28 protein-coding genes, 1 tRNA gene and 1 pseudogene are annotated in these 22,045 nt (G+C 60.7%); 14 read left to right on the forward strand and 16 right to left on the reverse strand.

Annotated features, from left to right (window positions below):
- Positions 1-108: 108 nt before the first annotated feature.
- From B3P22_RS09135 to B3P22_RS09175, 9 genes are all read right to left on the reverse strand, one after another.
- Positions 109-1,773: a bifunctional protein-serine/threonine kinase/phosphatase gene (locus tag B3P22_RS09135; protein ID WP_296270729.1), complete on the reverse strand. Its 1,665-nt coding sequence runs from the start codon at positions 1,771-1,773 to the stop codon at positions 109-111.
- Positions 1,774-1,777: 4 nt separating this feature from the next.
- Entirely contained in the window at positions 1,778-2,989 is a 1,212-nt protein-coding gene (locus B3P22_RS09140; RefSeq protein ID WP_296270730.1) for a nitrate/nitrite transporter, read from the reverse strand.
- Positions 2,990-3,412: 423 nt separating this feature from the next.
- Complete coding sequence (locus B3P22_RS09145) at positions 3,413-3,568, reverse strand: hypothetical protein (RefSeq protein WP_275545202.1); 156 nt, start codon at positions 3,566-3,568, stop codon at positions 3,413-3,415.
- Positions 3,569-3,715: 147 nt separating this feature from the next.
- Positions 3,716-4,159: a thioesterase family protein gene (locus B3P22_RS09150; protein ID WP_296270731.1), complete on the reverse strand. Its 444-nt coding sequence runs from the start codon at positions 4,157-4,159 to the stop codon at positions 3,716-3,718.
- Positions 4,160-4,207: 48 nt separating this feature from the next.
- Positions 4,208-4,897, reverse strand: coding sequence for a polysaccharide lyase family 7 protein (locus B3P22_RS09155; protein ID WP_296270781.1), 690 nt, complete (start codon positions 4,895-4,897; stop codon positions 4,208-4,210).
- Positions 4,898-4,990: 93 nt separating this feature from the next.
- Positions 4,991-5,782, reverse strand: coding sequence for an ABC transporter ATP-binding protein (locus B3P22_RS09160; RefSeq protein WP_296270732.1), 792 nt, complete (start codon positions 5,780-5,782; stop codon positions 4,991-4,993).
- A 129-nt stretch (positions 5,783-5,911) separates the two neighbouring features.
- Positions 5,912-6,763: a nitrate ABC transporter permease gene (ntrB, locus tag B3P22_RS09165; RefSeq protein ID WP_296270733.1), complete on the reverse strand. Its 852-nt coding sequence runs from the start codon at positions 6,761-6,763 to the stop codon at positions 5,912-5,914.
- A 12-nt stretch (positions 6,764-6,775) separates the two neighbouring features.
- Complete coding sequence (locus B3P22_RS09170; RefSeq protein WP_296270734.1) at positions 6,776-8,059, reverse strand: CmpA/NrtA family ABC transporter substrate-binding protein; 1,284 nt, start codon at positions 8,057-8,059, stop codon at positions 6,776-6,778.
- Between the two features lie 361 nt (positions 8,060-8,420).
- Positions 8,421-8,735, reverse strand: a complete 315-nt coding sequence (locus B3P22_RS09175) for a transcriptional regulator (RefSeq protein WP_197855793.1) — start codon at positions 8,733-8,735, stop codon at positions 8,421-8,423.
- Between the two features lie 153 nt (positions 8,736-8,888).
- Here B3P22_RS09175 and B3P22_RS09180 point away from each other — a divergent pair, with 153 nt between their 5' ends.
- Entirely contained in the window at positions 8,889-9,281 is a 393-nt protein-coding gene (locus B3P22_RS09180; protein WP_349681629.1) for a hypothetical protein, read from the forward strand.
- Positions 9,282-9,381: 100 nt separating this feature from the next.
- Here the strand turns inward: B3P22_RS09180 and B3P22_RS09185 are convergent, their stop codons facing one another.
- Positions 9,382-10,071 carry a crotonase/enoyl-CoA hydratase family protein gene (locus B3P22_RS09185; protein WP_296270736.1) on the reverse strand — a complete coding sequence of 230 codons (690 nt, stop codon included), beginning with the start codon at positions 10,069-10,071 and terminating at the stop codon, positions 9,382-9,384.
- Positions 10,072-10,255: 184 nt separating this feature from the next.
- Here B3P22_RS09185 and B3P22_RS09190 point away from each other — a divergent pair, with 184 nt between their 5' ends.
- Together B3P22_RS09190 and B3P22_RS09195 are read left to right on the forward strand one after the other, a co-directional pair.
- Positions 10,256-10,474, forward strand: a complete 219-nt coding sequence (locus B3P22_RS09190) for a hypothetical protein (protein ID WP_296270737.1) — start codon at positions 10,256-10,258, stop codon at positions 10,472-10,474.
- 92 nt (positions 10,475-10,566) lie between these two features.
- A tRNA-Ser gene (locus B3P22_RS09195) sits at positions 10,567-10,656 on the forward strand.
- Positions 10,657-10,848: 192 nt separating this feature from the next.
- On the opposite strand, the gene B3P22_RS09200 is transcribed toward B3P22_RS09195, so the two are convergent.
- The gene (locus tag B3P22_RS09200; protein WP_296270738.1) at positions 10,849-11,037 is read right to left on the reverse strand and encodes a DNA-binding protein; all 189 of its coding nucleotides are present in this window, start codon (positions 11,035-11,037) and stop codon (positions 10,849-10,851) included.
- Positions 11,038-11,164: 127 nt separating this feature from the next.
- Between B3P22_RS09200 and B3P22_RS09205 the strand changes: the two genes are divergently transcribed.
- The 3 genes from B3P22_RS09205 (at position 11,165) to B3P22_RS09215 (ending at position 13,045) form a co-directional block, all read left to right on the forward strand.
- The gene (locus B3P22_RS09205; protein ID WP_071557459.1) at positions 11,165-11,440 is read left to right on the forward strand and encodes a helix-turn-helix domain-containing protein; all 276 of its coding nucleotides are present in this window, start codon (positions 11,165-11,167) and stop codon (positions 11,438-11,440) included.
- Positions 11,441-11,536: 96 nt separating this feature from the next.
- Positions 11,537-12,253 (forward strand): hypothetical protein, encoded by a 717-nt coding sequence (locus B3P22_RS09210; protein WP_296270739.1) that lies wholly within the window; start codon positions 11,537-11,539, stop codon positions 12,251-12,253.
- A gap of 24 nt (positions 12,254-12,277) precedes the next feature.
- Positions 12,278-13,045: a hypothetical protein gene (locus tag B3P22_RS09215; RefSeq protein WP_296270740.1), complete on the forward strand. Its 768-nt coding sequence runs from the start codon at positions 12,278-12,280 to the stop codon at positions 13,043-13,045.
- A 14-nt stretch (positions 13,046-13,059) separates the two neighbouring features.
- On the opposite strand, the gene B3P22_RS09220 is transcribed toward B3P22_RS09215, so the two are convergent.
- From B3P22_RS09220 to B3P22_RS23850, 3 genes are read right to left on the reverse strand one after another with little or no spacing between them, the layout of a single operon-like run.
- Positions 13,060-13,614: a hypothetical protein gene (locus B3P22_RS09220; RefSeq protein ID WP_296270741.1), complete on the reverse strand. Its 555-nt coding sequence runs from the start codon at positions 13,612-13,614 to the stop codon at positions 13,060-13,062.
- Positions 13,615-13,659: 45 nt separating this feature from the next.
- Positions 13,660-14,136, reverse strand: coding sequence for a hypothetical protein (locus B3P22_RS09225; protein ID WP_296270742.1), 477 nt, complete (start codon positions 14,134-14,136; stop codon positions 13,660-13,662).
- Positions 14,137-14,153: 17 nt separating this feature from the next.
- Entirely contained in the window at positions 14,154-14,459 is a 306-nt protein-coding gene (locus B3P22_RS23850) for a DUF389 domain-containing protein (RefSeq protein ID WP_419096302.1), read from the reverse strand.
- 357 nt (positions 14,460-14,816) lie between these two features.
- On the opposite strand from B3P22_RS23850, the gene B3P22_RS09230 reads away from it, so the two are divergent.
- The 5 genes from B3P22_RS09230 to efp all read left to right on the forward strand — a co-directional run bounded on the left by B3P22_RS09230 (position 14,817) and on the right by efp (position 17,958).
- Positions 14,817-15,113, forward strand: coding sequence for a type II toxin-antitoxin system MqsR family toxin (locus B3P22_RS09230; protein WP_296270743.1), 297 nt, complete (start codon positions 14,817-14,819; stop codon positions 15,111-15,113).
- 2 nt (positions 15,114-15,115) lie between these two features.
- The gene (locus B3P22_RS09235) at positions 15,116-15,517 is read left to right on the forward strand and encodes a type II TA system antitoxin MqsA family protein (protein ID WP_183894914.1); all 402 of its coding nucleotides are present in this window, start codon (positions 15,116-15,118) and stop codon (positions 15,515-15,517) included.
- A gap of 380 nt (positions 15,518-15,897) precedes the next feature.
- Positions 15,898-16,104, forward strand: coding sequence for a hypothetical protein (locus tag B3P22_RS09240; protein WP_275545176.1), 207 nt, complete (start codon positions 15,898-15,900; stop codon positions 16,102-16,104).
- A gap of 107 nt (positions 16,105-16,211) precedes the next feature.
- On the forward strand, positions 16,212-17,351 hold the full coding sequence (earP, locus tag B3P22_RS09245) for an elongation factor P maturation arginine rhamnosyltransferase EarP (protein ID WP_296270744.1): 1,140 nt from the start codon (positions 16,212-16,214) through the stop codon (positions 17,349-17,351).
- 34 nt (positions 17,352-17,385) lie between these two features.
- Positions 17,386-17,958: an elongation factor P gene (efp, locus tag B3P22_RS09250; RefSeq protein WP_197855771.1), complete on the forward strand. Its 573-nt coding sequence runs from the start codon at positions 17,386-17,388 to the stop codon at positions 17,956-17,958.
- Between the two features lie 94 nt (positions 17,959-18,052).
- Here efp and B3P22_RS09255 read toward each other — a convergent pair whose 3' ends face one another.
- A complete protein-coding gene (locus tag B3P22_RS09255; protein ID WP_275545174.1) occupies positions 18,053-19,015 on the reverse strand; it encodes a LysR family transcriptional regulator in 963 nt (320 codons plus the stop codon).
- Positions 19,016-19,114: 99 nt separating this feature from the next.
- Here B3P22_RS09255 and B3P22_RS09260 point away from each other — a divergent pair, with 99 nt between their 5' ends.
- A complete protein-coding gene (locus B3P22_RS09260) occupies positions 19,115-19,882 on the forward strand; it encodes a sulfite exporter TauE/SafE family protein (RefSeq protein ID WP_296270745.1) in 768 nt (255 codons plus the stop codon).
- On the opposite strand, the pseudogene B3P22_RS09265 reads toward B3P22_RS09260, so the two are convergent.
- Positions 19,877-20,732 (reverse strand): annotated as a pseudogene (locus tag B3P22_RS09265) (LysR family transcriptional regulator). The gene B3P22_RS09260 and the pseudogene B3P22_RS09265 overlap by 6 nt on opposite strands.
- 97 nt (positions 20,733-20,829) lie before the next feature.
- Here B3P22_RS09265 and B3P22_RS09270 point away from each other — a divergent pair.
- Entirely contained in the window at positions 20,830-21,024 is a 195-nt protein-coding gene (locus B3P22_RS09270; protein WP_296270746.1) for a DUF1127 domain-containing protein, read from the forward strand.
- Positions 21,025-21,076: 52 nt separating this feature from the next.
- The gene (locus tag B3P22_RS09275; protein ID WP_296270747.1) at positions 21,077-22,021 is read left to right on the forward strand and encodes a DMT family transporter; all 945 of its coding nucleotides are present in this window, start codon (positions 21,077-21,079) and stop codon (positions 22,019-22,021) included.
- Positions 22,022-22,045 lie beyond the last annotated feature (24 nt).

A 22,045-nucleotide genomic window follows, 5' to 3' on the forward strand; every position in this document is an offset into this window, starting at 1 on the left:
ACTCTGCCGAATACGGTTTTTCAGGCGTTGCAGCCACGTTGCGGGGTCACGTGAGTTAGCGCGTGCACCGTTGCGAGGCTTTTTTGCGCTGCTTTGGTGCGAGCCGAGTCATTTGAGCAGCAGCACCGCCAGCAGCAGATTGAGCAGCAGCGATACCAGCGCCACCGTTCGCCAGACCAGCAGCGGCTCGCGCTCGAGCAGTGGCCGAGGGCGGCTGTTCAGCGACTGACGCTCAGCGCTTTCCAGGGCCAGCAGCCACTCTTCGGCGGTTTCGAAGCGCTGCGCCGGGCTGGCGGCGACCGCGCGGTTCAATATTTCATCGAGCCAGGCCGGCAGGTCCGGGCGGTAACGGCTGGCGGGTAGCGGCTGACCGAAGCGCGGGTGCTGGAAGGCCTCGATCTCGCCATATGGATAGTGCCCGGTCAGCAGGTGATAGAGGGTTACGCCAGCGGCATAGAGATCCTGCTGCGCACTGGGCGGACTGCCGGCGAAGGCCTCCGGGGCGATGTAGCTGGGCGTACCAGGCAGGCTGTGGGCCTCGTCGCGGGTCAGACCTGGACAGTAGGCGAGGCCGAAATCGAGCACGCGCAGCTCGCCGTCGTCGCCGAGCAGCAGGTTCTCCGGTTTGATGTCGCGGTGGATGATATTACGCCGGTGCAGCAGGCCGAGGGCCTTGATCAGCCGTGGCGCCAGGTCCTGCCAGTCGGCCAGGCTCAGCAGACCGGTCTGTCGTAGGCGCGCGGCCAGAGTCTGGCCGGCATATTCACGCTGCACGTAATACAGGTGCTGGCGCTGCGGCAGGGCGTGCAGTTCGGGGAAATGGCGCCCGGCGACGCGGCGCAGGAACCATTCCTCCTGCAGCAGCGCCGGGCCGGCCTGCTCCTCGCCGGCGCGGCTGGCCGGCAGCGTCTTGAGCAGCCAGGGCTGATTGTGCGCGTCGCGCACGCGGTAGATCAGCGACTGGCGCGATTCGCCGAGCAGGCCTTCGACCTGCCAGCCCTCGAATGTCCGGCCGACGCGCAGGCGCGGCGGTAGTGGCCAGTGATCGAGCTGGGCCAGGGTGTCGGCCAGCGCGGCGTCGGGAAGCTGCTCGACGTGCACCAGCAGGGCGCTGGCGTTGTCCTGGCTGCCGGCGCGGTGAGCCTCGGCGACCAGCGCCTGGCAGATCCTCTCTACGTCTTCGCCTCGCAGCAGTTCACCGATGCGCTTGTCACTGAGGCAGGCCCAGACCCCGTCGCTGACCAGCAGGAAGCGGTCGCCGGCCCGCAGCTCGCCGTCGCGGTAGTCCACCACCAGGTGCTGATCCAGGCCCATGGCGCGCTTGAGCACATGCTGCATGCCCGGCTGTTCCCATACGTGGTCCTCGGTCAGGCGCAGCAGGTGGCCGTCACGCCACAGGTAGGCCCGGCTGTCGCCGATATGCGCCAGGGTGTAGCGGCGGCCGCGCAGCACCAGCGCGGTAAGGGTGGTGAGCAGCGGCTGGCCGCCGCCATTGGCTTGCAGCCAGCGGTTATGCGCGAGCAGCAGGCGGTCCAGGCTGTGCTGCACCGGCCAGGTCTCAGGCGTGGAGTAGTAGTCCAAAGCCAGCGCCTGCAGGGTGGCGCGCGCCGCCAGGCCGCCGTCAGCGCACTGGCTGACGCCATCGGCCAGGCCCAGCAGGTAGCCCTTGCTGGCGGTCAGGGCCGGCGCCGGGGTGACCACACGCAGCGCGTCCTGATTCTCGCTGCGCGGGCCGATGGCGCTGGTTTCGCCGATGCTCAGTTGCAGGGTCATTCGCTCACACCCGCGCGACGGTCACCGCGGCGCTGCCCCAGGTGGTGCGCCAGCGCTGCTTGACCCCATGCAGGCCGACCCAGGCCAGTACGCCGAGGCTGGCGAACAGCCACAGGCCGAGCTGGTAGTCGCCGGTATGCTGCTTGATCGTGCCCAGGCCCGCGGCTAGGAAGAAACCGCCAACACCGCCGGCCATGCCGATTAGCCCCGTCATCACGCCGATCTCCTTGCGAAAACGCTGCGGCACCAGCTGGAACACCGCGCCATTGCCGGCGCCCAGGCCAAGCATGGCGGCTACGAACAACGCCAGGGCGGCGGTCGAACTGGGCAGGTTGAAGCCCGCCACGGCGATGCACAGCGAGGCGATGGTGTACATCATCAGCAGCGAGCGGATGCCGCCAATGCGGTCGGCCAGGGCGCCGCCGAGCGGGCGCAGCAGGCTGCCGGCGAACACGCAGGCGGCGGTGTAGTAGCCGGCGGTGACCGGGTTGAGTCCGTACTGGTCGCTGAAGTAGCCAGGCAGTGCGCTGGCCAGGCCGATGAAGCCACCGAAGGTGACGCTGTAGAAGAACATGAACCACCAGCTGTCGCGGTCGCCGAGGGCCTTGAGGTAGTCGCCGAAAGCTTTTGCCTTGGGCCGCTCCGGTGCGTTCTTGGCCACCAGTGCGAAGATCACCAGGGTCGCCAGCAGCGGGATCAGCGCCCAGCCGAACACGTTCTGCCAGCCGGAAAGCGCGGCCAGCCCAGGCGCGAACAGTGCTGCCAGCACGGTGCCGGAATTGCCCGCGCCGGCGATGCCCATGGCCTTGCCCTGGTGCTGTGGCGGGTACCACTGCGAGGCCAGCGGCAGGGCGACGGCAAAGGCGGCGCCGGCGAAACCGAGGAACAGGCCGAGCAGCAGTGCCTGCTCGTAGCTGCCGATGCCGATCTGCCAGGCGCAGAACAGCGCGACGATCACCACCACCTGGCCGAGCAAGCCAGCGGTTTTCGGCGACAGGCGATCAGCGAGAAAACCCATCAACAGGCGCAGCACGGCGCCGGCGAGAATCGGTGTGGCCACCATCAGGCCGCGTTGTTGGGCGTTGAGGTCAAGGTCGGTGGCGATCTGCACTGCCAGCGGGCCGAGCAGGTACCAGACCATGAAGCTCAGGTCGAAATAGAGAAAGGCGGCGAACAGTGTGGGGGCGTGGCCGGCTTTCCAGAAACTTGTATTCATCGATCACCTCATCAGCGAGAAGAAGCCCGACATGGCGCAGCAGATCGTGGTCGTGGACACGACTGCCGCACCTGTCGGGGAGGCCGTGCACGGGGTAATGCAGAGCCCAGCGGCCAAGGCCACAACAGGTTTGAACGATCGCGGTGCAGGCTCGGATCACGAAACCTGCTCCGGCCCCGAACGCTGGGGCGAACACGAAAAAAAACGCCGCTTCACCACAGGCCATGAAGGCGAGGTGAGGCGACGTCTTTGTCGTGAGGGAGGTGGCCGCCGTTGGCTACCTGGTACCAGGGACCAAGCAAGGGCCGGGCCAATCGATCAAAAGCTCTAAGATCGGGCGTTGGGCAAATTCAGCCGACGCAGCGCTGCCGCAAAACGAGGCGGTTTCACATTGGCTGCACCCCAACGGGGCGAGCGTTTGGTTCAGCTGCGCAGCGTGCTGAATGCGACCTGCGATTCGATTGTGGAAGATTGGGCAGCGCTGGTGGCGTGGGTTGGTAGCGGCAGGGTCAGCAGGGCGATTGCCAGCAGGTTGCTCAGCAATCCGGCCTGACGGGCGCGGCGGTAGGTGTCGGTCATCCTCGATCCCCCTTTTTCTGTTTATGAGCTAGGCGTAGCAGATGAATAGCGATGTGTCACGGAGCCGGCAGCAATAACTGTGCAAGTTTTCGTCAGAACGACCAGGCCGGGCTGCAGTGCGCGTCTTCGGCGGTACGCCAGCGGCAGTCAGTCGAGCCGATTGACCTTGGGGAATTTGCCACTGAAGGTGTCCGGCATCGGCACCACCTTCGACTGGCGATAGTCGAAGAACACGAAGCCGGACTTGGCCATGGCCACCAGCGTGCTGTCGGTTGGGCGGGTGATGCGGAAGGTGATGTCGCCGCCATACTTGTTGAAATCCATCACGCCGACTTCGAACAGCAACTGGTCACGGGCATGCGCCTCGGCCCGGTAGGTGGTGGCCAGATCGGTGACGATGATGCCGGTGCCGCTGCCATCGGTTTCACGGATGCCGAATTCGTAGAGAAAACGTGCGCGCGCCTCGGAAATCATCGAGATCATCGAGTCGTTGCCCAGGTGGTTGGCGCCGTTGATGTCGGTGACGCGCACGGTGAGGTGGGTGCTGTAGCAGTACTGGTCTTCGGGAAAGTCGAGGGTCAGGCGCGCCATGGTCGAACCGTTGTCGAGAAAAACGGCGATTGTATGCTGCCGCGTGCCTCAGCGGTGCAGGCTGTTGAGATGATGGAAGGTCACCCGGCCGCCTTCGTTGTCCGGCCCGGAATTGTCCTGGATATAGGCGCCCGCCTTGAAGTACAGGTACTGGGTGTTCCAGCGGCTGCTGAGCTGCCGGTAGACCGCGCCCTCGTCACCGTCGCTGCTGGCCACGCTGACCCCGAGGCGTCCGCTGGGCGTCACGCGCAGGTCGTAGCCGAAACGTTCGCCCAGCTGCACGTTCTCGGCCAGCAGGATGTTCTGCACCTTGCTGTCTCCGGGGCGGGCGCGCAGCAACAACTCGACGCGGCCGACGCCGCGGCGATAGTGATACTGCAGCTTGGCCAGCGGGTCGTTCTGGCTGCCCGGCACGTCGGTGCTGTGGATCTGGCCGATCACCACCTTGTTGCGGCTGGGCACCCGCTCTACCTGCAGTACGGCACTGAGGTAGTTGTCCGAACTGGCGTGCTGCCAGTTGCTCAGGCTGCCGTCGCGCTGGGTTTCGCGCAGCTCGCTGCGCGGATAGCGAGCATCCGCGGTGGTCGAGCCGGTCACGGGGACCCAGAAGGTCACGCTGCCGTCGCCGTTGCGCCGGAAGTAACGGCTTTCGTAGCCGTTGTTCAGGCGCTCGGTGCTGATGGTGGTGGGCGCGGGGTCGGTGGGGATCGACAGGTTCCAAGTGGTGAGGTCTAGCACAGCGTTCTCTACGTCGGTTGAAGGCACCTGTTCGTCCATGCAACAGGCCAGAGGTTCCCGCTCCGGTCCTCGATCCGGAGCGATGTCAGCGGTTCAGGCAGCGGGACGCTGCTGGCGCTGGTAGAGGAACTCCAGCACGGCGGTGCGATAGCTGTGGTACTGCGGGTCGTTGGCCAGCGCCAGGCGGTCGCGCGGGCGCGGCAGCTCGACGGCAAGGATTTCGCCGACGGTGGCCGCCGGGCCATTGGTCATCATCACGATGCGATCGGACAGCAACACGGCCTCGTCCACGTCATGGGTGACCATCACCACGGTGCTGCGGGTCTGGCCGACGATGCGCAGCAGCTCGTCCTGCAGATGCGCGCGGGTGAGCGCATCGAGGGCACCGAACGGCTCGTCCATCAGCAGCACCTTGGGCTCCATAGCCAGGGCGCGGGCAATGCCGACGCGCTGTTTCATGCCGCCGGAGATCTCGCTGGGATGCTTGTGCATGGCATGGCCGAGGCCGACCATGTTCAGCGCCTGTTCGGTACGGGCCTTGAGCTGGGCCTTGCTTTCCTGCGCGCCGAATACCCGTTCCACCGCCAGATGGACGTTACCGAAGCAGGTCATCCAGGGCAGCAGGCTGTGGTTCTGAAACACTACGGCGCGCTCCGGGCCGGGGCCGTCGATCTCGCGGCCATTGCAGATCAACCCGCCTTCGTTGGCCTCAAGCAGGCCCGCGATCAGATTGAGTACGGTCGACTTGCCGCAACCGGAATGGCCAATCAGCGCCACGAACTCGCCGCGGGCGATGCTCAGGTTGACGTCGGCCAGGGCCTGGAAGCGGCCTTTTTTGGTATCGAAATGCTTGGATACCTGGGTCAGCTCTACGAATTTGTCCATCGAAATTCTCCCATTCTCTCGCCGTAGCCCGGATGCAATCCGGAGGATTCTGGTCATGGCGACCTGAATATAATCCAGGCTACTCTTCATTTAAAACAATGAGTTGGCGTAATGTCTTGTAAGCCTTTATCAGCTTGCGTAGTCGAAGCGTCTGGCGATCAGCAGCAGCGTCTGCTCCAGCGCCAGGCCTACCAGACCGACGATGATGATGGCGATGAGGATGTGCTCGACGTTGAGGTTGTTCCACTCGTCCCACACCCAGAAGCCCAGGCCGATGCCGCCGGTGAGCATCTCCGCGGCGACGATCACCAGCCAGGCCACGCCGATGGCTAGGCGGATGCCGGTCATCAGGTGCGGCAGCACGGCGGGGAATAGGATGCGCGTCAGCACCTTGAACTCCGACAGCTTGAGCACGCGGGCCACATTCAGATAATCCTGCGGCACGCTGGCAACGCCCGCCGCGGTGTTGAGAATGATCGGCCAGATCGAACTGATGAAGATCACCCAGATCGACGCCGGCCCCGCTGCCTCGAACACCAGCAGGCCGATCGGCAACCAGGCCAGCGGCGAGACCGGACGCAGCAGGCTGATGATCGGCGCCAGCATGCCAGCGAGAAAGGCGAAGCGGCCGATGGCGAAACCCAGGGGAATGCCTACCAGCGCAGCGAGACCGAAGCCGATGCCGACTCGACCGAGCGAATTGAGGATGTTCCAGCCGATGCCCATGTCGTTGGGGCCGTTGTCGTAGAACGGGTCGGCGAACAGCACCAGGGCAGCCTGCCAGGTGCTCAGCGGCCCCGGCAGACCTTCGCTGTATTGCGCCAGCAGCGACCAGAAGCCGATGAAGGCGAGGATGCCCAGCAGCGGGGCGATACCGGCCTTGGCCAGGTGACCGAGGGTCGTTGCGCTCGGCAGCGGGGCGGCAGGCGAAAGACGCGGTTTGCTGACTGTGGGAAGGGGCGTTTTCAGGGGCGCGTTCATGATCACCTCCGGTCAGGCTTTGATGGCGAAGGAATCGGCGTAGGCGGCCGGGTTGCTGCCGTCCCATACCACACCGTCGATCAACGTGCTGCTGCGTAGCGGGCTGCTCGGCACCGCCACCTTGAGCGCGCCAGCAGCCTCGGCGTAGAGCGCGGTCTGGTTGATCTGCGCGGCCACGGCGGCGTAGGCCGGCGCGTCCTTGAGCAGGCCCCAGCGCTTGAACTGGGTCAGGAACCACATGCCGTCGGAGTGATAGGGGAAGTTGACGCTGCCGTCCTTGCAGAAGGCCATGGCGTGCTCGTCCTTCCAGCTGTTACCGAGGCCGTCCTCGTACTGGGCGAGGAAGCGCGGCTCGATAACCTGCACCGGTGCGTTGACGTAGGCCTTGCCGGAAATCAGCTTGGCGGTGCTCTTGCGGTTCTCCTCGCTGGCCTCGATGAAGCGACTGGCATCGAGAATCGCCATGATCAGCGCGCGCGCCGCATTGGGGTACTGCTCGACGAAGGCGCGGGTGGTGCCGAGCACCTTCTCCGGATGGTCCGGCCAGATCTGCTGGGTGGTGGTGGCGGTAAAGCCGATCTTGTCGAAGATCGCCCGCGCGCCCCAGGGCTCGCCAACACAGAAGCCGTCCATGTTGCCGACGCGCATGTTGGCGACCATCTGCGGCGGCGGTACGACGATGGTCTTCACGTCGCTTATCGGGTTGATGCCCAGGCTGCCGAGCCAGTAGTACAGCCACATGGCATGGGTGCCGGTGGGGAAGGTCTGGGCGAAGGTCAGCGGATTACCGCCTTTTTTCACGTGCTCGGCCAGTTGCGCGCCGTTGGTTATCCCGGCTTCGCGCAACTGCTTGGACAGGGTAATGGCCTGGCCGTTCTGGTTCAGCCCCATCAGCACCGCCATGTCTTTCTGCGGGCCGGCCAGGCCGAGCTGGGCGCCGTACATCATGCCGTAGAGCACGTGGGCGGCATCGAGCTCGCCGGTGCCCAGCTTGTCGCGCACGCCGGCCCAGGAGGCCTCCTTGCTCGGCTTGATGGTCAGGCCGTACTTCTCACCGAAACCCTGGGTGGCTGCCACTACCACCGATGCGCAATCGGTCAGGGGAATGAAGCCGACCGTCAGCGCGGATTTCTCCGGTGCGTCGGAGCCGGCAGCCCAGGCCGCACTGCGTAGCGATGCGGGGGCGGACAGGCCGAGTGCGGCGATACCGCCTACGGCGCCGGCCAGGGCGATGGATTGCTTGAGGAAATTGCGGCGGCTGGTGCCGAAGGGCTTGGTCGAATCACGATCGGTCATGGGTCTAATCCTTGTCAGGCGCATAAACAAAAACGGCGTACGCCAGGCCACCTCGTTAAGAGGAGGTGACCTGACGGACGCCGTTGTCCGTGATCCCGGCCCGCCGCCGTTGGCGTGCTACGCAGGATGTTGACAGGGCATTAGCAAGGGGCTTGCCAGCTTTCGCTCGCAGCACTCGGCGATACGCGAACGGAACTGCGGATAAGAGGCTAGATTTTATAAATCAATGGCTTGCAGCTATGTGATGAGATCGATTGGAACCTTTGCGGCTTTGCGCAGGCGCCATTGTTGCGGGCCTGCCATTGAGCCAATGCCGTGCATGGCCGTGCGTCACTGAGCGTTTTTGGTTCGCCTTGTCGGCTCAGGAGGCCGGCTGTACATGGGCTTCTTCGACGTAATCGCGCAACCAGCGCAGCACCTCGACGGCTTCCCAGCGGGCCGGATCGAACAGCGCATAGGCCAGCCCCTGATAACCGACCACATCCAGTTGCCGGTGATAGCCAGCGCGCTGCAACAATGCCTCGATCTCGGCGAAGCAGGTATTGAAGTGCTGACGATTAAAGGGCGTGCGGCTCTCGGTGACGATGCCTTCAAGCAGCAACTCGTCGACCATCTCGCGAACGCGCTCCAGCGGCATGCGGTTCACTCGGTGTTTCAGCTGCAGTACGTCCAGCATGATGGCGCTCCTATGTGCTCGGTCATTTGCCTGCGAATAGGGTAATCGAAAAATACTGTACAAATAAACAGTATTGGGTGATAGTGGCCTCATTCAGGCGACAACGACCCGCCCACCATGCAGATGTGGGCGCCTTGCAAGGGGGTATTGGCAATGCAACATATGCTGATGACGATTGTGCTACTGGCCCTGTTGAGTGGCTGCGCGCAACCGCAGATCGAGCGACCACAGGCCAACGGTGCCTATCTGGTGATCGAGGGCGAGCAGGCCTGGGCCGTGCTGGTCTCCAATGGTCAGCGGGTTGAAGAGGCAGGCGTGGTACTCGACGTGATCCACCTGCCCAGCCACCACTCCAATATCGCCGCCAGCTATGTGATCGAAACGCCCAATTGCGGCAGGCTGCAATGGCTTACCGAGCGCCATGGCGCTGCCGAGGGCGAAACCACGCTGCTGCCGACAGCCTTCAATGAGCAATTGAGCAAGCCTGGCTGCGTACTGGCCCAGGGTATGAGCAGGGCCTGGACGGCGCTGGACTACTCCGGCTGAACACGCAGCAACCTTTGCCCTCAGAGCAACAGGCAAAAAACTAAAGCGCCGCGACCTCAACGGAAGCGGCGCTTTTTTCTAGGCGCGATGTGTCGCGTGCTTACATCAGGTGCTGCTTGTCCATCTCGATGGCAGCATCGAGGGTTTCCAGTAGCGCCTTGCGCACCTTCGGCTTGGTGTTCTTGTGCGCCGTCATGTTGATCTTCTTCATCTGCTGCGCCGCAGCCTGGGCGGTGGCCAACAATTGCTCGGCCGGCACCACCTTGTCTAGGAAGCCGGCATCCACGGCGCCAGCCGGGTCGAACATCTCGCCATTGATCACCGAGCGGTGGAAGGCCGACTTGCGCAGACGGTCACGGGCCAGCTCGATGCCGACATGGTGCATGGTCATGCCGATCTGCACTTCGTTCAGGCCGATGCTGAACGGGCCCTCGACGCCGATGCGGTAATCGCTCGACAGCAGGATAAATGCACCCTTGGCCACGGCATGGCCAGTGCAGGCGACGATGATCGGGAAGGGGTGGGCGAGCATGCGCCGCGCCAGGGTAGAACCTGCAGCGACCAGGTTGATCGCGTTCTGCGGGCCGGAGGTCATTACCTTCAGATCGTAGCCACCGGAAAGAATGCCCGGCTGGCCGGTGATGATGACGATGGCGCGATCCTGCTCGGCGCGGTCGAGCGCAGCATTGAAGGCGGCGATCACGTCAGGCGAGATGGCGTTGACCTTGCCATTGCTCAGGGTGAGGGTGGCGATGCCGTCTTCGAGTTGATAGCTGATCAGGTCGCTCATGGCAGTTTTCCTTGTTGGAGCCGCAGGCTGAATGTCGGCAGAAGGTACTCAGCCCAATCGCTCCGGTAAAGCGCCGTGACTGACTGGCGGGTCAGCGGTTTTGCCTATCGTGGCGATGCCGGATGGCAATTGGCGGGCAGCGAAGCCTGGCTATTAAGGTGGCGGCGAAGCGAAGGAGCTGTCCATGAACATCCTGTATTCCATCCTTTATACCCTCGCCGTGATCGGCCTACTGCTGGGCTCGGTCACGCTCAGCGAAACGCTCTGCCTGCGCAGCCCCGCCGGTGTGCTGTTTCTGTTCGGTGCGGGGCTGTTCATGTCCCTGGGTTTCCTGCTGTTCGGCCACCTGCGTTTCGACGAAACGCCTGCCGACGACCCCGAGGAAAACCCGCTGCGCTCTTAAGCGCATGAATCCTTTAAAAAAATTTGCCATTCGGAAAACATTCGACTACATTAGCGCACCTCGACGGGCTACAGGCCAAAACGTCGAGATCCGGTGAAGTGTCCGAGTGGTTGAAGGAGCACGCCTGGAAAGTGTGTATACGGGAAACCGTATCAAGAGTTCGAATCTCTTCTTCACCGCCACTTTCGCAAAACCCCTGCAGGGAAACCTGCAGGGGTTTTTGCTTTTCTGATACCCAAATTTTTACGCTATGCGTACCCAGGATGCGTACACGCAGCATCCTGACAGGGTGCGAATGAGCTTGATCTCATATCGGCCTTTTAGGCATTGCTGCCTGAGCGCATCCCGATACGGCGTGCACTCAGTTCCAGCAGTCAAGTGCGGAGCAGGGCGCTGTTGACCATGCGGCGCTTGCCTAGCTTTACGGTGGGGAGAACGCCTTTCATCGCCCAGGCACGCGCGGTGCCGTAGGTCAGGCCGTTGCGGTCGGCCCAGGACTCGACGGTTTCCACGTCCTGTTGCGGGCCTATCAGCTTCGAAGGTTCCAGCTCTTCCAGTTCCATGCTCGTTCCGTCACTATTCGTGTCAATGCCAGTGATTCAGTATTGCGTTATCCAAAATGGATGATGTTGAAACGGATAATGTCATTGTTGATCCATATTGGATATATCAACTATAGATCAAGTGGCTATGATTAAAGAGCGCGTTATAACTATTTTGAAAAGCTCCGGGATTCGGCTTCCTGAGCTGGAGGAGCGCACTGGCATCAGTCGCTACACCTGGAACAACCTGAAGAACACCGCCAGAAAGCGCGAAATCAAGGCAGAGGAGATCGAAGCTATCGTTAAGCTCTTTCCTCAATACGCTTTGTGGGTAGTCAGTGGCGAGGTCGCGCCAGAAGCAGGACAAACAAGCCCCGAATACGATCAAGCCAATTCAAACTTGCCCAATCAAAACGCGGGATAGCGATTACAAAGGAAGTAGCTAAGCGCTGGATCGCCCGGTAATAAAAGTGGGCTGGCAGGGTTAAAATAAAAAACGAATGTGAGGCTGCAAACGGGTATGGACTATATCAATCCTGCAAGAAGACTACACACATTATTGACTGTTGGGAAAAGGATACCTAATCAAACAAATTGCAAGTTTGCTTGGGGAGAATTTCTTGGGGTGGATCAAAATAGTCCAGAGCTTTTGCGCAAAATGGCAAAGGTAATGATGCTGCCAGAACAAATAATGAATATTGTTGAAAAGGAGTTTCCCAACAGGGTGCCTTTACAAAAGCATTGGGCTGTTCCAGTAAGAACTGCATTTGAAAAGCAAAATTTAAGTTCTAGCTGGGAGAGCTTTATAGGGCATATATCAAGCACTGCGTTAGATTTCCTTATCATTACCTCCGATCTAATAGAGGGTAAAACGGCTTCTGATGAAATTAGCGATGACGACCTCAGCAAGGTGCGTAATGCTTTTTTGAAAGTACAGGAAGAATTGCTGGACTGCAATGTTTCAGAGGAGGTGAAGAGGTATTTGTCAAGAGCTGTATTAAAAATAATAATGGCTGTAGATGATTATAAAATAGCAGGTAGTGTGGAAATGCTTGATGCTATTGATATGGCCTTGGGGAGGGCGGTGCACGATGAGGCCTATAAAAAGACACTGTCTGAAACAGATGTTGGAAAAAGCTTTGTTGATGCAATAAATCTTGCAGCTGCAGTTGTGACTGTTGCTGGCGGAGTGCACGCGATTTCAACACCGTTTATGAGTGCTATCTGCGGTAGTTAGAGTTTTTGAAAGCATGGAGGCGATATGAAATCCAACTGGGACGACGCACCAGACTATCTACGCAGCAAGAAAAAGCCCGGCCCATGGCGAATGGTGGCCATCCTGGGTGTGGGTTCCGCGATTACCTGGGGCGTGATCGCACTGTTTGCCAAGCCAATCGTGACCAATGTTGACCAGCTCACGCAGGCGATACACGTAGACGGCAAACCCCTGTTCAGCCAGCAACCGGCGACACAGCCCTACAGCGAGCCAGAACCGCCAGCAAGTCTTTTAGAGGCTTTTGAACCGGGTACTGTGCAGCAGAATTATCAAGCATTGGCACAGCCTCAGCCATATGCCTCGATGGAGTGGACAGAGGAAGAAAAGGCGAGAGCTATTGCCAGTGCGCAAAATGCGTTCAGTGACAAGAACTACACGCCCAAGCAGCCGGCCAGCACCTACACACCACCCGCAACCCATCGCATAGCCCAGGCACCCCAGCAAACGCAGCAACGCCAAACCAGGCAGGTAAACCGCGAGCACACATCCAAGTGGATCAAGAGCTGGAATGGCGGCACTAACTACCTGGCTGAGTGGCTATCGGTGAACAACTACATCGACAGCACCAGCGTCTGCGCCAATCACCGGCGCGGATCAATCGACTACCGAGAATGCCGCAAGGCCGCCAAACAGCACTTTCACGATCAGTGCAGAACCTGGCGTGCCCGCTATGACAGTGACCGCAAGACAAGCAGTGATCGCATGAAGACGCGCTATTGCTCTGCGGCGAGTAGTTTTAATCCAATGGGTTAGTGCTTGGGGCGGCTTTAGATTTTAGCTTGTTTAACGACTCTAGCTCTTGCCGCATAGCAAGTGGTCAGGAAGGCTACTGGCGGAATCAGGTGCATTGCGAGAATAACCAGTATGGATTTGGCTAAAGAGGTTGCTGTTGGGCCAGACCAATAAGCTGCGTCAAATAGCTTGTTGCCTGAGACCTGATTTAGAATCTCAAGTATTGCTGTCATGGCCAAGATGTAGAACGTAAGTTGAGCGACACCGTATAGGTATACAGGCAGTGTGTGGATTGAAAATACCTGATGGTTTCGTAACGAAAAAATAATGAAGGCTAAAATTAGTGCGCTGGTGGCTAGCCTGAAGTAGGCTATTTCACGAGGTATCACTGATAGATACAAATGATGTAGGAACGAAACGCTGCTGGCTTTAGCAAGCGTTCCTTTTTGGGTTGCAAGAAAATAATTGACGTCACCCCAAAGCAGGTAAATTGTGATAGCTGCAAGCAATAACAATAAGGCGTTGGCCGCGAGAGAAGTAGAGGCGGGCTTAAGACTGACAGCGGCTGAAGGTTCGAACGTGCTGGGCATACAATAGTCTCAATTGGGTAGGGGGCTGTTTCGTTCTTCTTGGCCCTATGGGTAAGTGCCCCACGAGAAAACCGGTCCGCAATAAATTACGGTGTTGCACGAAATAAACATGCTGAGGAGGTAGCCGCCCAAGGCTCCGATAGACCCCACGACAAAGCCTTTCTCGGCGGTTTGACTGGGCTTGAATTTGGAGTAGATCAGGGCGGCAACTGTGCCTGCTATCGCACCCATCAGCCCAAGCAGGTGGTCCACCCCAGGGCCATGGAGGCTAACCAGTGACATGTTGATTGCCCTGATCATTACCGTGGTGGCGAATGCCACGGCGAGGCCAGTAAGAAATCCCTTATGAGGCTTGAAGATCAGGCAGAGGACGATGCACGTCAGCGCCGTGAAGTAGCTGTATGACGTGACCCAGGACGGAAGAGCTTCGCCACTGCTAAGTAGGAAAGCTGCGGTTGTCAGGTGGGTAAGGCCCAAGGCGACGGGGAAGTCGTGTTGCTTCAGTGATCTTCCGTTGATCAATTGTAATTCTCCTATACTTAGCTGAAGTGATGACCTATGTAGGGAGATAGCACATCCTTGACGGTAAGGGCAGCAATTACAATAGACATAGCAAGCAGCCAGCTAATCAAAACCATAAATTTGCTGCCGCCAAACTTTCGGTGCCACCACCAGCGCAAAGAAAGAAGCGCGAGGCATAGCGGCGGGATGGTTGCGAGCGCTATAGCCAATCCAACTAAGCTAGTTGGCCGAGTGCACGTTATGGCTACAACGGTCAAAAGAAACGCCATCAGCAACTTGCGCCGACGTTCAGGCCATGGATTGTGAAGCGGGATTGGGCGCATTTTTTTCCAAGCATGTGGAATAGAAAGGATTAGTGGCCAGACGCTATTGCTTGCATCGAGGTTTGTCCAGCGACTATGTAGCGATTTGCCAAAAACACTGCGTTAAACCGAGACGAAGTGAGTATTGAAAGGCAAAAAGCATGTGCCACGACGTTACCAGAGCAGCCTAGGCTTTCTCATCGGGATAATCTCTTGTGCAGCACGCGCTGACGAAGATGGCCAAAGTAATGGCGATCAGCAGGCTCTGCGGGCTTGGATGCGGCACCAGCAAGCAATCCGTTGCGCAATCGTGTACGGCTGTCGTCTGGCATGGATGCTCCCTTGAAGAAATTAACCTAAAAGGTTATTTTGTGTGGCATGGAAAAGCGCAAACCCCATTTCAAGCTTGAGCTAGTGAAGCAGGCCGTAGCCGACCAGCGTTATCGCTTCACCCGCGTAGCCCTTGAAGGGGGCGCTGAGCTGGGTATGGAGATGGCCGACATGCTGGCCGTCATCAGTGCCCTGAGCAGCCGCGACTTTTTTAAGAGCATGACAACCCATGCGGATCATACTCCCTGGCAGGACGTTTACCGACCCGATACCGAATTCGGGCAGGTCTACCTGAAGTTCACGCTGGTGGCCGATCTGCTGATCGTTTCCTTTAAGGAGAAGTGACCATGAAATGTCCAGTATGCGGCGGGGCGGAACTGGTTCACGACACCCGCGATATGCCCTTCACCTACAAGGGGCAGACCACCCAAATTACTGCGGTAACGGCTGACTGGTGCGATGCCTGCGGCGAGTCCCTGACTGGGCCGACTGAGAGTGAGCGCGTTATGCGTGCCATGAACGAGTTTCGTCAGCAGGTGAACGCCCAGGACGGCAATCAGGAGCTGATTCGCAGTGTGCGTAAGCAGTTACGGTTGAGCCAGCGCGAAGCGGCAGAGCTGTTCGGCGGTGGGCCGAATGCGTTTTCTCGCTACGAGCGAGGCAGCACGGAAGCACCGCAACCGCTGGTGCAGTTGTTCAAGATCCTGGGCCGGCACCCGGAGTTGATCAACGAGCTGCGTGCAGGTTGATGCCGAAATCTAGAGCCGAATAGCGACGAATCGAGCAGGTGAGGGGAGTCCAAGACCCGTAATGAGCGGGTTTGGCACGGACTGACACGCTACCGAAACGGGTTCAAATATCTTCTTCACCGCCACTTTCGCAATACATCAAGCCCCGAGAGCTGAAAAGTCCTCGGGGCTTTTGTTTGCTGTCTTTCTGCCGGCCTACGTCAGCACGTCGCGTATTCGCTTGCGTCATGGCTCGCCTGAACTCGTGTCTGGCCGGCTTCAGTCCATCCGGCTATCCATTGGCAATATCCATGATCACTATCGAAACCACTGATTTCTGCCTGGCGAGGCCGCGGCATAAAGTTGATCCCAACAGAGATTGAGTTGGATTGGAGGTCATTATGTCCCGTATCGATGTGGTTTCCCTTGTTGGTAGCGCCGTGCCTGCCGAGCTGCGATCCGATGGTCATATGGCCTGCTGGCTGCTGATGGTCGATGGCCAGCCCAAGGCCGGTCCGTTCGCTTCCCGCGAGGCTGCGCTGGCTTGCCAGGCTGTCTGGCTACTCAGCAGCGGCGTTCGCCGCGAAAGTGATTCGCTGCTGGCCTGATCCCCCGTTTACCCCGCGCTTGCTCCAGCGCTCCCCTTGGCCCGCCTCTGGCGGGCTTTTTCTTGCCTGGCGGGTAGAATGGCGAACATTTCTTCAAGGGGCGCAGCGTGGCCAGGTGGGACATCTTCTGCAGCGTAGTGGACAACTACGGTGATATTGGCGTGACCTGGCGGCTGGCCCGGCAACTGGCTGCCGAGCAGGGCCATGCGGTGCGCCTGTGGGTCGATGAGCTGGATGCGTTCGTGCGCTTGTGCCCCGGCGCCAGTACCAGCGCCGAGTGGCAGCACCACTCGGGTGTCGAGGTGCGCCAGTGGCCTGAGCCGTTCCCGGCGGTAGCGCCGGCCGATGTGGTGATCGAGGCTTTTGCCTGTCAGTTGCCGCCTTCCTATATAGAGGCGATGACTGACGACTCCAGACGTCTGTGGCTGAACCTGGAATACCTCAGTGCCGAGGACTGGGTGGCGGGCTGTCATGGCTTGCCGTCGCCGCAGCCGGGCGGTTTGCAGAAGTTCTTCTTCTTTCCCGGGTTCGTGGCGGGCACGGGGGGATTGCTGCGTGACGCTGACTTGCTGACGCGACGCCGCGCATTTCAGGCCGATGCGTCGGCGCAACAGGCGTTTTTGCGCTCGCTTGGCGTGGTGCGTGAGGCCGGGGCGCGGCTGATTTCGCTGTTCGCCTACGAGAATGCAGGGCTGGCGGGCTGGCTCGACGCTCTTGCAGCTGATACGCAGTCGAGCCAGTTGTTGGTGCCGCAGGGCAAGGTTCTCGGCGATCTGCAAGTCTGGCTCGGGGAGGCGCAGCTGGCACCGGGTGATCAGCATCGCCGTGGCAGTCTGCAGATTCACGTGTTGCCGTTCGTCGCGCAGGACGATTACGACCGTCTGCTGTGGTGCTGCGATCTCAATGCGGTGCGTGGCGAGGATTCCTTCATTCGTGCGCAGTGGGCCGGTCGGCCATTGCTCTGGCACATTTACCCGCAGGAAGAAGGGGCGCACTGGGATAAGCTGGAGGCTTTTCTCGCGCTTTATGGCGCTGAGCTGCCATCGGAAATATCGGCCGCTTATGCCGCCCTCTGGCGTGCATGGAATGAGGGAAGCGGTATGGAGCAGGCGTGGCTTGAGCTGCAAGATGCATGGCCGACGCTGCAGCAACATGCCGAGCGCTGGTGCGATTTGCAGGCCGCTCGGCCGGACCTCGCCACAGCGCTGGAACAGTTTTACCGAAATTGGCTATCATACGCGGCCTAGATTTCTGTACCTCCCGCATATTTCGGATATCCGCATGAAAACTGCACAAGAAATGAGAGTCAACAGCGTGGCCCTGATCGATGGCCAGCCGTGGCTGATCCAGAAGGCCGAGTTCACCAAGTCCGGTCGTAACAGCGCCATCGTCAAGATGAAGCTGAAGAACCTGCTCAACGGTTCCAAGACCGAGACCGTCTACAAAGCCGACGACAAGATGGAGCCGGTGATTCTCGAGCGCAAGGAAGTGAACCTGTCCTACATCAGCGGTGAGGACTACGTGTTCATGGATCCGGAGTACAACTCCTATGAGCTGCGTGCCGAAGATCTGGAAAGCGTTCTGCCGTTCATCGAAGAAGGCATGGCCGACGTCTGCGAAGCCGTGTTCTTCGAAGGCAAAGTGATTTCCGTCGACCTGCCGACCACCATCGTGCGTCAGGTTGTCTACACCGAGAACGCTGCTCGTGGCGACACTTCCGGCAAGGTGATGAAGCCTGCCAAGCTGCGCAACGGTACCGAGATCAAGGTTGCCGAGTTCGTCGACATCGACGACTGGATCGAGATCGATACCCGTGACGGTTCCTACAAGGGCCGCACCCAGGCTCCGGCCTGAGCTTGAACGCTACGAAGAACCCGGCCTAGGCGCCGGGTTTTTTGTGTCTGGTTTTCAGGGCGCTATCGCGGCTGAAGCCGCTCCCACACAAGCCTTACTGCTGTGGGGTGGCGAGACTGGCTTGCAGCGCCTGATCCCAGGGCGGCGGGAAGCCGAAGCGCTGCTTGAGAAAACTCAGCAACAGGCGCGTGCGCGGGCTGGCTTCGCGCTCCAGGCGCAGGGCGTAGATGCATACAGGCTCGGTGGCCGGCAGCCCTTGCTCGCAGAACAGCGGGATCAGCTCGCCGCGTTGCAGGTGCTCGCTGCTCATCCAGGTGGGCAAGTGCGCGATGCCCAGGCCGGCGAGGGCGCTGAACAGCAGGGTTTCGGCGTTATTGCTGGTCTGGCGCAAGCGCTTGGGCTTGCACAGCTGCAGTTTACCGTCCACCTCGAAACGCCAGGCATAGGGCGGCGCGAGGCTGTCCCAGTCGAGGCCGTCGTGTTGCTCCAGCTCTAACGGGCTACGCGGAATGCCGCGGCGGCGCAGGTAGTCCGGGCTGGCACAGAGGATGCGGGTCATCGATGCCAGCGGCGTGGCGACCAGGCGGCTGTCGGGCAGCGGGCCGATGCGTACGACGATGTCCACTTCGCCCAGGTGCTCGCCCTGCAGGTCGATGAAACTGTCGATCAGGCGCAGTTGCACGTCCAGCCCGGGATTGGCGCGCAGGAAATCGGCAATCGCCGGGGCGAGATGACGACGGCCAAAGGGTGAGGGCGCGTCGATGCGAATCAGACCTTCCGGCGCGCTGGTCAGCGATACCACCTCGGCACGCGCCAGGTGCAGCTCGGCGAGAATGCGCCGGGCACGTTCGGCGAACGCCAGGCCCGCCGGCGTCACCCGTACGGCGTGGGTGGTACGGCTGAACAGACTGCTGCCCATCGCGCGCTCCAGTGCGTCGATGCGCCGGGCAACTGCCGAGGGCGTGAGCGGATGGCGCCTGGCAGCGGCAGAGAAACTGCCGGTTTCCAGTACGTCGAGAAACAGTTCCAGCTGATCGGTCAGGGCATCGGGGTTCATGGCGCTTGCTTGTGCTTAATCGGCAAAGCCATTTTGCGTTGTTGTGCGTTTCCGCGCTAGCCGTCACTAAGTAACATGCGCGCACTATCTGGAGGTCTCATGAATCTGTTCGACCTGTTGCTGAATCTGTTGCTGGGCCTGGGCCTGGGAACCCTGGGCGGCCTGTTCGGAATCGGCGGCGGCCTGATCGCCATTCCGGTGCTGGGCATTGTCTTCGGGCTGGATCAGCAACTGGCGCAGGGCACCGCGCTGGTCATGGTGGTGCCGAATGTGATGTTGGCGATCTGGCGCTATCACCAGCGCAATCGCATCAACCTGCGGCATGCACTGCTGCTGGGCGTCACCAGTTTCCTCTGTGCCTGGCTGGCCTCGTTATATGCGGTGGAGGTGGATTCGCGCACCATGCGCTGGGCCTTCGTCGGTTTCCTGCTGGCGCTGGCGGCGTACAACCTGTTGCGCATGCTGATGGCCCAGGCGGCGGCCAGCGGCGAGCTGCGTCACCACTGGGGCTGGTTTGGCGTGCTGGGCGGGGTGTCCGGTGCCATGGGCGGCCTGTTTGGTGTAGGCGGCGCGGTAGTGGCGACGCCGGTGTTGACCAGCGTGTTCGGCACCACCCAAGTGGTGGCGCAGGGGCTATCGCTGTCGCTGGCGCTGCCCAGTACTGGGGTCACGCTGTTCACTTACGCGTTGCATGACCACGTCAATTGGTGGATGGGCGTGCCGCTGGCTGTCGGTGGACTGCTCAGTATCAGCTGGGGCGTGCGTTTGGCACACTCGCTGCCTGAGCGCCTGCTGCGCAGCCTGTTCTGCGGCTTCCTGCTGCTTTGTGCGCTGATGCTCGCGCTGGAGTCAGGCGGCAGCCTATAAACGGAAACCTTCGACGATGTGATCGGCCAGGCATTCGGTGACGGGTGACTGGCTGCTCTCGTTGCGTAGCAGCACGATGCTGGTCAGCGGCAGCAATGGCAGACCTTCGGCTTCGCCGAGGATGCGCAGGTCCGGGGTGATCAGGCTTTGCAGTTGCGCGGTGACGGCCAGGCCGGCGCGCACCACGGCGAAGATCGCCGACAGGCTCGGGCTGGTGTAGGCGATGCGATAGGGCCGGTGCATCGCATCCAGCGCGTTACAAGCCCACTCGCGGCAGAAACAGTCGGCGTTGAACATGGCCAGCGGCATGGGGTTCTGTTCGTGTGGCGCGAAACCCTGGGCCACGGCCCAGGCGAAGCGCTCCTGGCGCAGCAGTTGGCCGATCTCCATGCCGGGCTGGCGAGTGACGATGGTCAGGTCGAGATCCTGGCGCAGCAGCAACTGGCCGGACGGTTCGCAATGAACCTCGACCTGAACCAGCGGATAGGCCTGAGCGAAGCGCGAGAGAATCTCCGGCAAAAAGCGCATCACGTAGTCGTCCGGCGTACCGATGCGCACGGCGCCGACCATATGTGGCTCGCGCAGAGTATTGAGTACCTCGCCATGCAGTTTGAGGATGCGCCGCGCATAGCCCAGCAGCACCTGGCCTTCAGGTGTCAGCCGCACCTGGCGGCCGTCGCGCTCGAACAGCGGGCGCTGCACCACATCTTCCCTCCAGCCGCTTCATCTGCATGCTCACGGCCGACTGGGTGCGATTGACCGTTTCCGCGGCGCGGGTAAAGCCGCCGGTGTCGGCGATGGCCACGAAGCTGCGCAGCAGTTCGGTATCGATACTGGGATGGTAAGCCATTCATCAATCCTCGAGATGGATTGCATAAGAAACATTCGTTGGATTGATCATAAGCTCGGGCTGACACTGACGCCAACCCCACAGGGAGGGCGAGAAGATGAAAGGTCAAAAAGGTTACGCGCTGGCGCAGGCCATCCACTTTGAACGACTGCCGTCATTGACCAGTGTTTGGCGTATGCTGCGGCGCTGGCGCCAACTGGCTCGTGAGCGGCAGCAGTTGGCCCAATTGGGCGACATGGCGTTAAAGGATCTGGGCTTGTCCCGAGCCGATGCGTTGCAGGAGGCGGAGTGACCGTTCTGGGATGATCCGTTGAAAAAATGAGTGGCAATACTGGAGTTGTTGAATGACCGCGGTACGCAAAGGCGCCGACACTTTTCTGTTCCAGCTGATGCTGTTGCTGTGCGCCATCTGGGGCAGCCAGCAGGTGGCGATCAAGCTGGCTGCCGACGATGTTGCGCCCATGCTGCAGGTGGCGCTGCGTTCCGGCATCGCGGCCTTACTGGTCGGCATGCTGCTGCTGTGGCAGGGCGGTTGGCGTGAATGGCTGAGTTCTACCTGGCTGGCCGGCGTGCTGGCGGGTGTGCTGTTCGCGCTGGAGTTCTTCTTCATCGCCTTGGGCCTGCGTCATACCACGGCCTCGCATATGGCGGTGTTTCTGTATACAGCGCCGATCTTCTCGGCGCTGGGGCTGCACCTGCTGCTGCCCAGCGAGCGCCTGCGACGCTTGCAATGGTTGGGTATCGCGCTGTGCTTCGGCGGTGTGGTAATGGCTTTCGGTGTCGGCGGCAGCTGGGCGGAGATCGATGCCGGCATCCTGCTCGGTGACGCGCTGGGGCTGTGCGCTGGTATGGCCTGGGGCGCCACCACGGTGGTGGTGCGGGGTTCTCGCCTGTCCGAGGCGCCGGCCGGGCTGACGCTGTTCTATCAGCTGGCAGTGGCTTTCGTGCTGCTGCTCGGCTACGCGCTGGCGGTAGTCGACCTTGACCAAGTGCGTTGGACACCGCTCGCCATCGCCAGCATTGTGCTCCAGGGCGTGGTGGTGTCGTTCTTCACCTATCTGGCGTGGTTCTGGCTGCTGCGTCGCTACCTGGCCTCGAATATGGCGGTGTTCTCCTTCATGACGCCGCTGTTCGGTGTGACCTTTGGCGTGCTGGTGCTGGACGAACCACTTACCCTGAACTTCGTCATCGGCGCGGTACTGGTGCTGTCGGGCATCACCCTGGTCAGCAGCGAAGCCTGGCTGCGCCGTCGCCTGGCCGACAGGCGTGGCGTGCCGCAGCAACCCTGATCATTCATGCGCAAGGAGGCTTGA

The sequence above is a fragment of the Pseudomonas sp. UBA6323 genome (genome assembly GCF_002439135.1).
Lineage (GTDB): Bacteria > Pseudomonadota > Gammaproteobacteria > Pseudomonadales > Pseudomonadaceae > Aquipseudomonas.

Excerpts from the sequence above, each read along its gene's own strand:
- B3P22_RS09135 (WP_296270729.1), bottom strand. The coding sequence starts at position 1,773 with ATGACCCTGCAACTGAGCATCGGCGAAACCAGCGCCATCGGCCCGCGC.
- B3P22_RS09140 (WP_296270730.1), bottom strand. The coding sequence starts at position 2,989 with ATGAATACAAGTTTCTGGAAAGCCGGCCACGCCCCCACACTGTTCGCC.
- B3P22_RS09145 (WP_275545202.1), bottom strand. The coding sequence starts at position 3,568 with ATGACCGACACCTACCGCCGCGCCCGTCAGGCCGGATTGCTGAGCAAC.
- B3P22_RS09150 (WP_296270731.1), bottom strand. The coding sequence starts at position 4,159 with ATGGCGCGCCTGACCCTCGACTTTCCCGAAGACCAGTACTGCTACAGC.
- B3P22_RS09160 (WP_296270732.1), bottom strand. The coding sequence starts at position 5,782 with ATGGACAAATTCGTAGAGCTGACCCAGGTATCCAAGCATTTCGATACC.
- ntrB (WP_296270733.1), bottom strand. The coding sequence starts at position 6,763 with ATGAACGCGCCCCTGAAAACGCCCCTTCCCACAGTCAGCAAACCGCGT.
- B3P22_RS09170 (WP_296270734.1), bottom strand. The coding sequence starts at position 8,059 with ATGACCGATCGTGATTCGACCAAGCCCTTCGGCACCAGCCGCCGCAAT.
- B3P22_RS09175 (WP_197855793.1), bottom strand. The coding sequence starts at position 8,735 with ATGCTGGACGTACTGCAGCTGAAACACCGAGTGAACCGCATGCCGCTG.
- B3P22_RS09180 (WP_349681629.1), top strand. The coding sequence starts at position 8,889 with ATGCAACATATGCTGATGACGATTGTGCTACTGGCCCTGTTGAGTGGC.
- B3P22_RS09185 (WP_296270736.1), bottom strand. The coding sequence starts at position 10,071 with ATGAGCGACCTGATCAGCTATCAACTCGAAGACGGCATCGCCACCCTC.
- B3P22_RS09190 (WP_296270737.1), top strand. The coding sequence starts at position 10,256 with ATGAACATCCTGTATTCCATCCTTTATACCCTCGCCGTGATCGGCCTA.
- B3P22_RS09200 (WP_296270738.1), bottom strand. The coding sequence starts at position 11,037 with ATGGAACTGGAAGAGCTGGAACCTTCGAAGCTGATAGGCCCGCAACAG.
- B3P22_RS09205 (WP_071557459.1), top strand. The coding sequence starts at position 11,165 with ATGATTAAAGAGCGCGTTATAACTATTTTGAAAAGCTCCGGGATTCGG.
- B3P22_RS09210 (WP_296270739.1), top strand. The coding sequence starts at position 11,537 with ATGGACTATATCAATCCTGCAAGAAGACTACACACATTATTGACTGTT.
- B3P22_RS09215 (WP_296270740.1), top strand. The coding sequence starts at position 12,278 with ATGAAATCCAACTGGGACGACGCACCAGACTATCTACGCAGCAAGAAA.
- B3P22_RS09220 (WP_296270741.1), bottom strand. The coding sequence starts at position 13,614 with ATGCCCAGCACGTTCGAACCTTCAGCCGCTGTCAGTCTTAAGCCCGCC.
- B3P22_RS23850 (WP_419096302.1), bottom strand. The coding sequence starts at position 14,459 with ATGCGCCCAATCCCGCTTCACAATCCATGGCCTGAACGTCGGCGCAAG.
- B3P22_RS09230 (WP_296270743.1), top strand. The coding sequence starts at position 14,817 with ATGGAAAAGCGCAAACCCCATTTCAAGCTTGAGCTAGTGAAGCAGGCC.
- B3P22_RS09235 (WP_183894914.1), top strand. The coding sequence starts at position 15,116 with ATGAAATGTCCAGTATGCGGCGGGGCGGAACTGGTTCACGACACCCGC.
- B3P22_RS09240 (WP_275545176.1), top strand. The coding sequence starts at position 15,898 with ATGTCCCGTATCGATGTGGTTTCCCTTGTTGGTAGCGCCGTGCCTGCC.
- efp (WP_197855771.1), top strand. The coding sequence starts at position 17,386 with ATGAAAACTGCACAAGAAATGAGAGTCAACAGCGTGGCCCTGATCGAT.
- B3P22_RS09255 (WP_275545174.1), bottom strand. The coding sequence starts at position 19,015 with ATGAACCCCGATGCCCTGACCGATCAGCTGGAACTGTTTCTCGACGTA.
- B3P22_RS09260 (WP_296270745.1), top strand. The coding sequence starts at position 19,115 with ATGAATCTGTTCGACCTGTTGCTGAATCTGTTGCTGGGCCTGGGCCTG.
- B3P22_RS09270 (WP_296270746.1), top strand. The coding sequence starts at position 20,830 with ATGAAAGGTCAAAAAGGTTACGCGCTGGCGCAGGCCATCCACTTTGAA.
- B3P22_RS09275 (WP_296270747.1), top strand. The coding sequence starts at position 21,077 with ATGACCGCGGTACGCAAAGGCGCCGACACTTTTCTGTTCCAGCTGATG.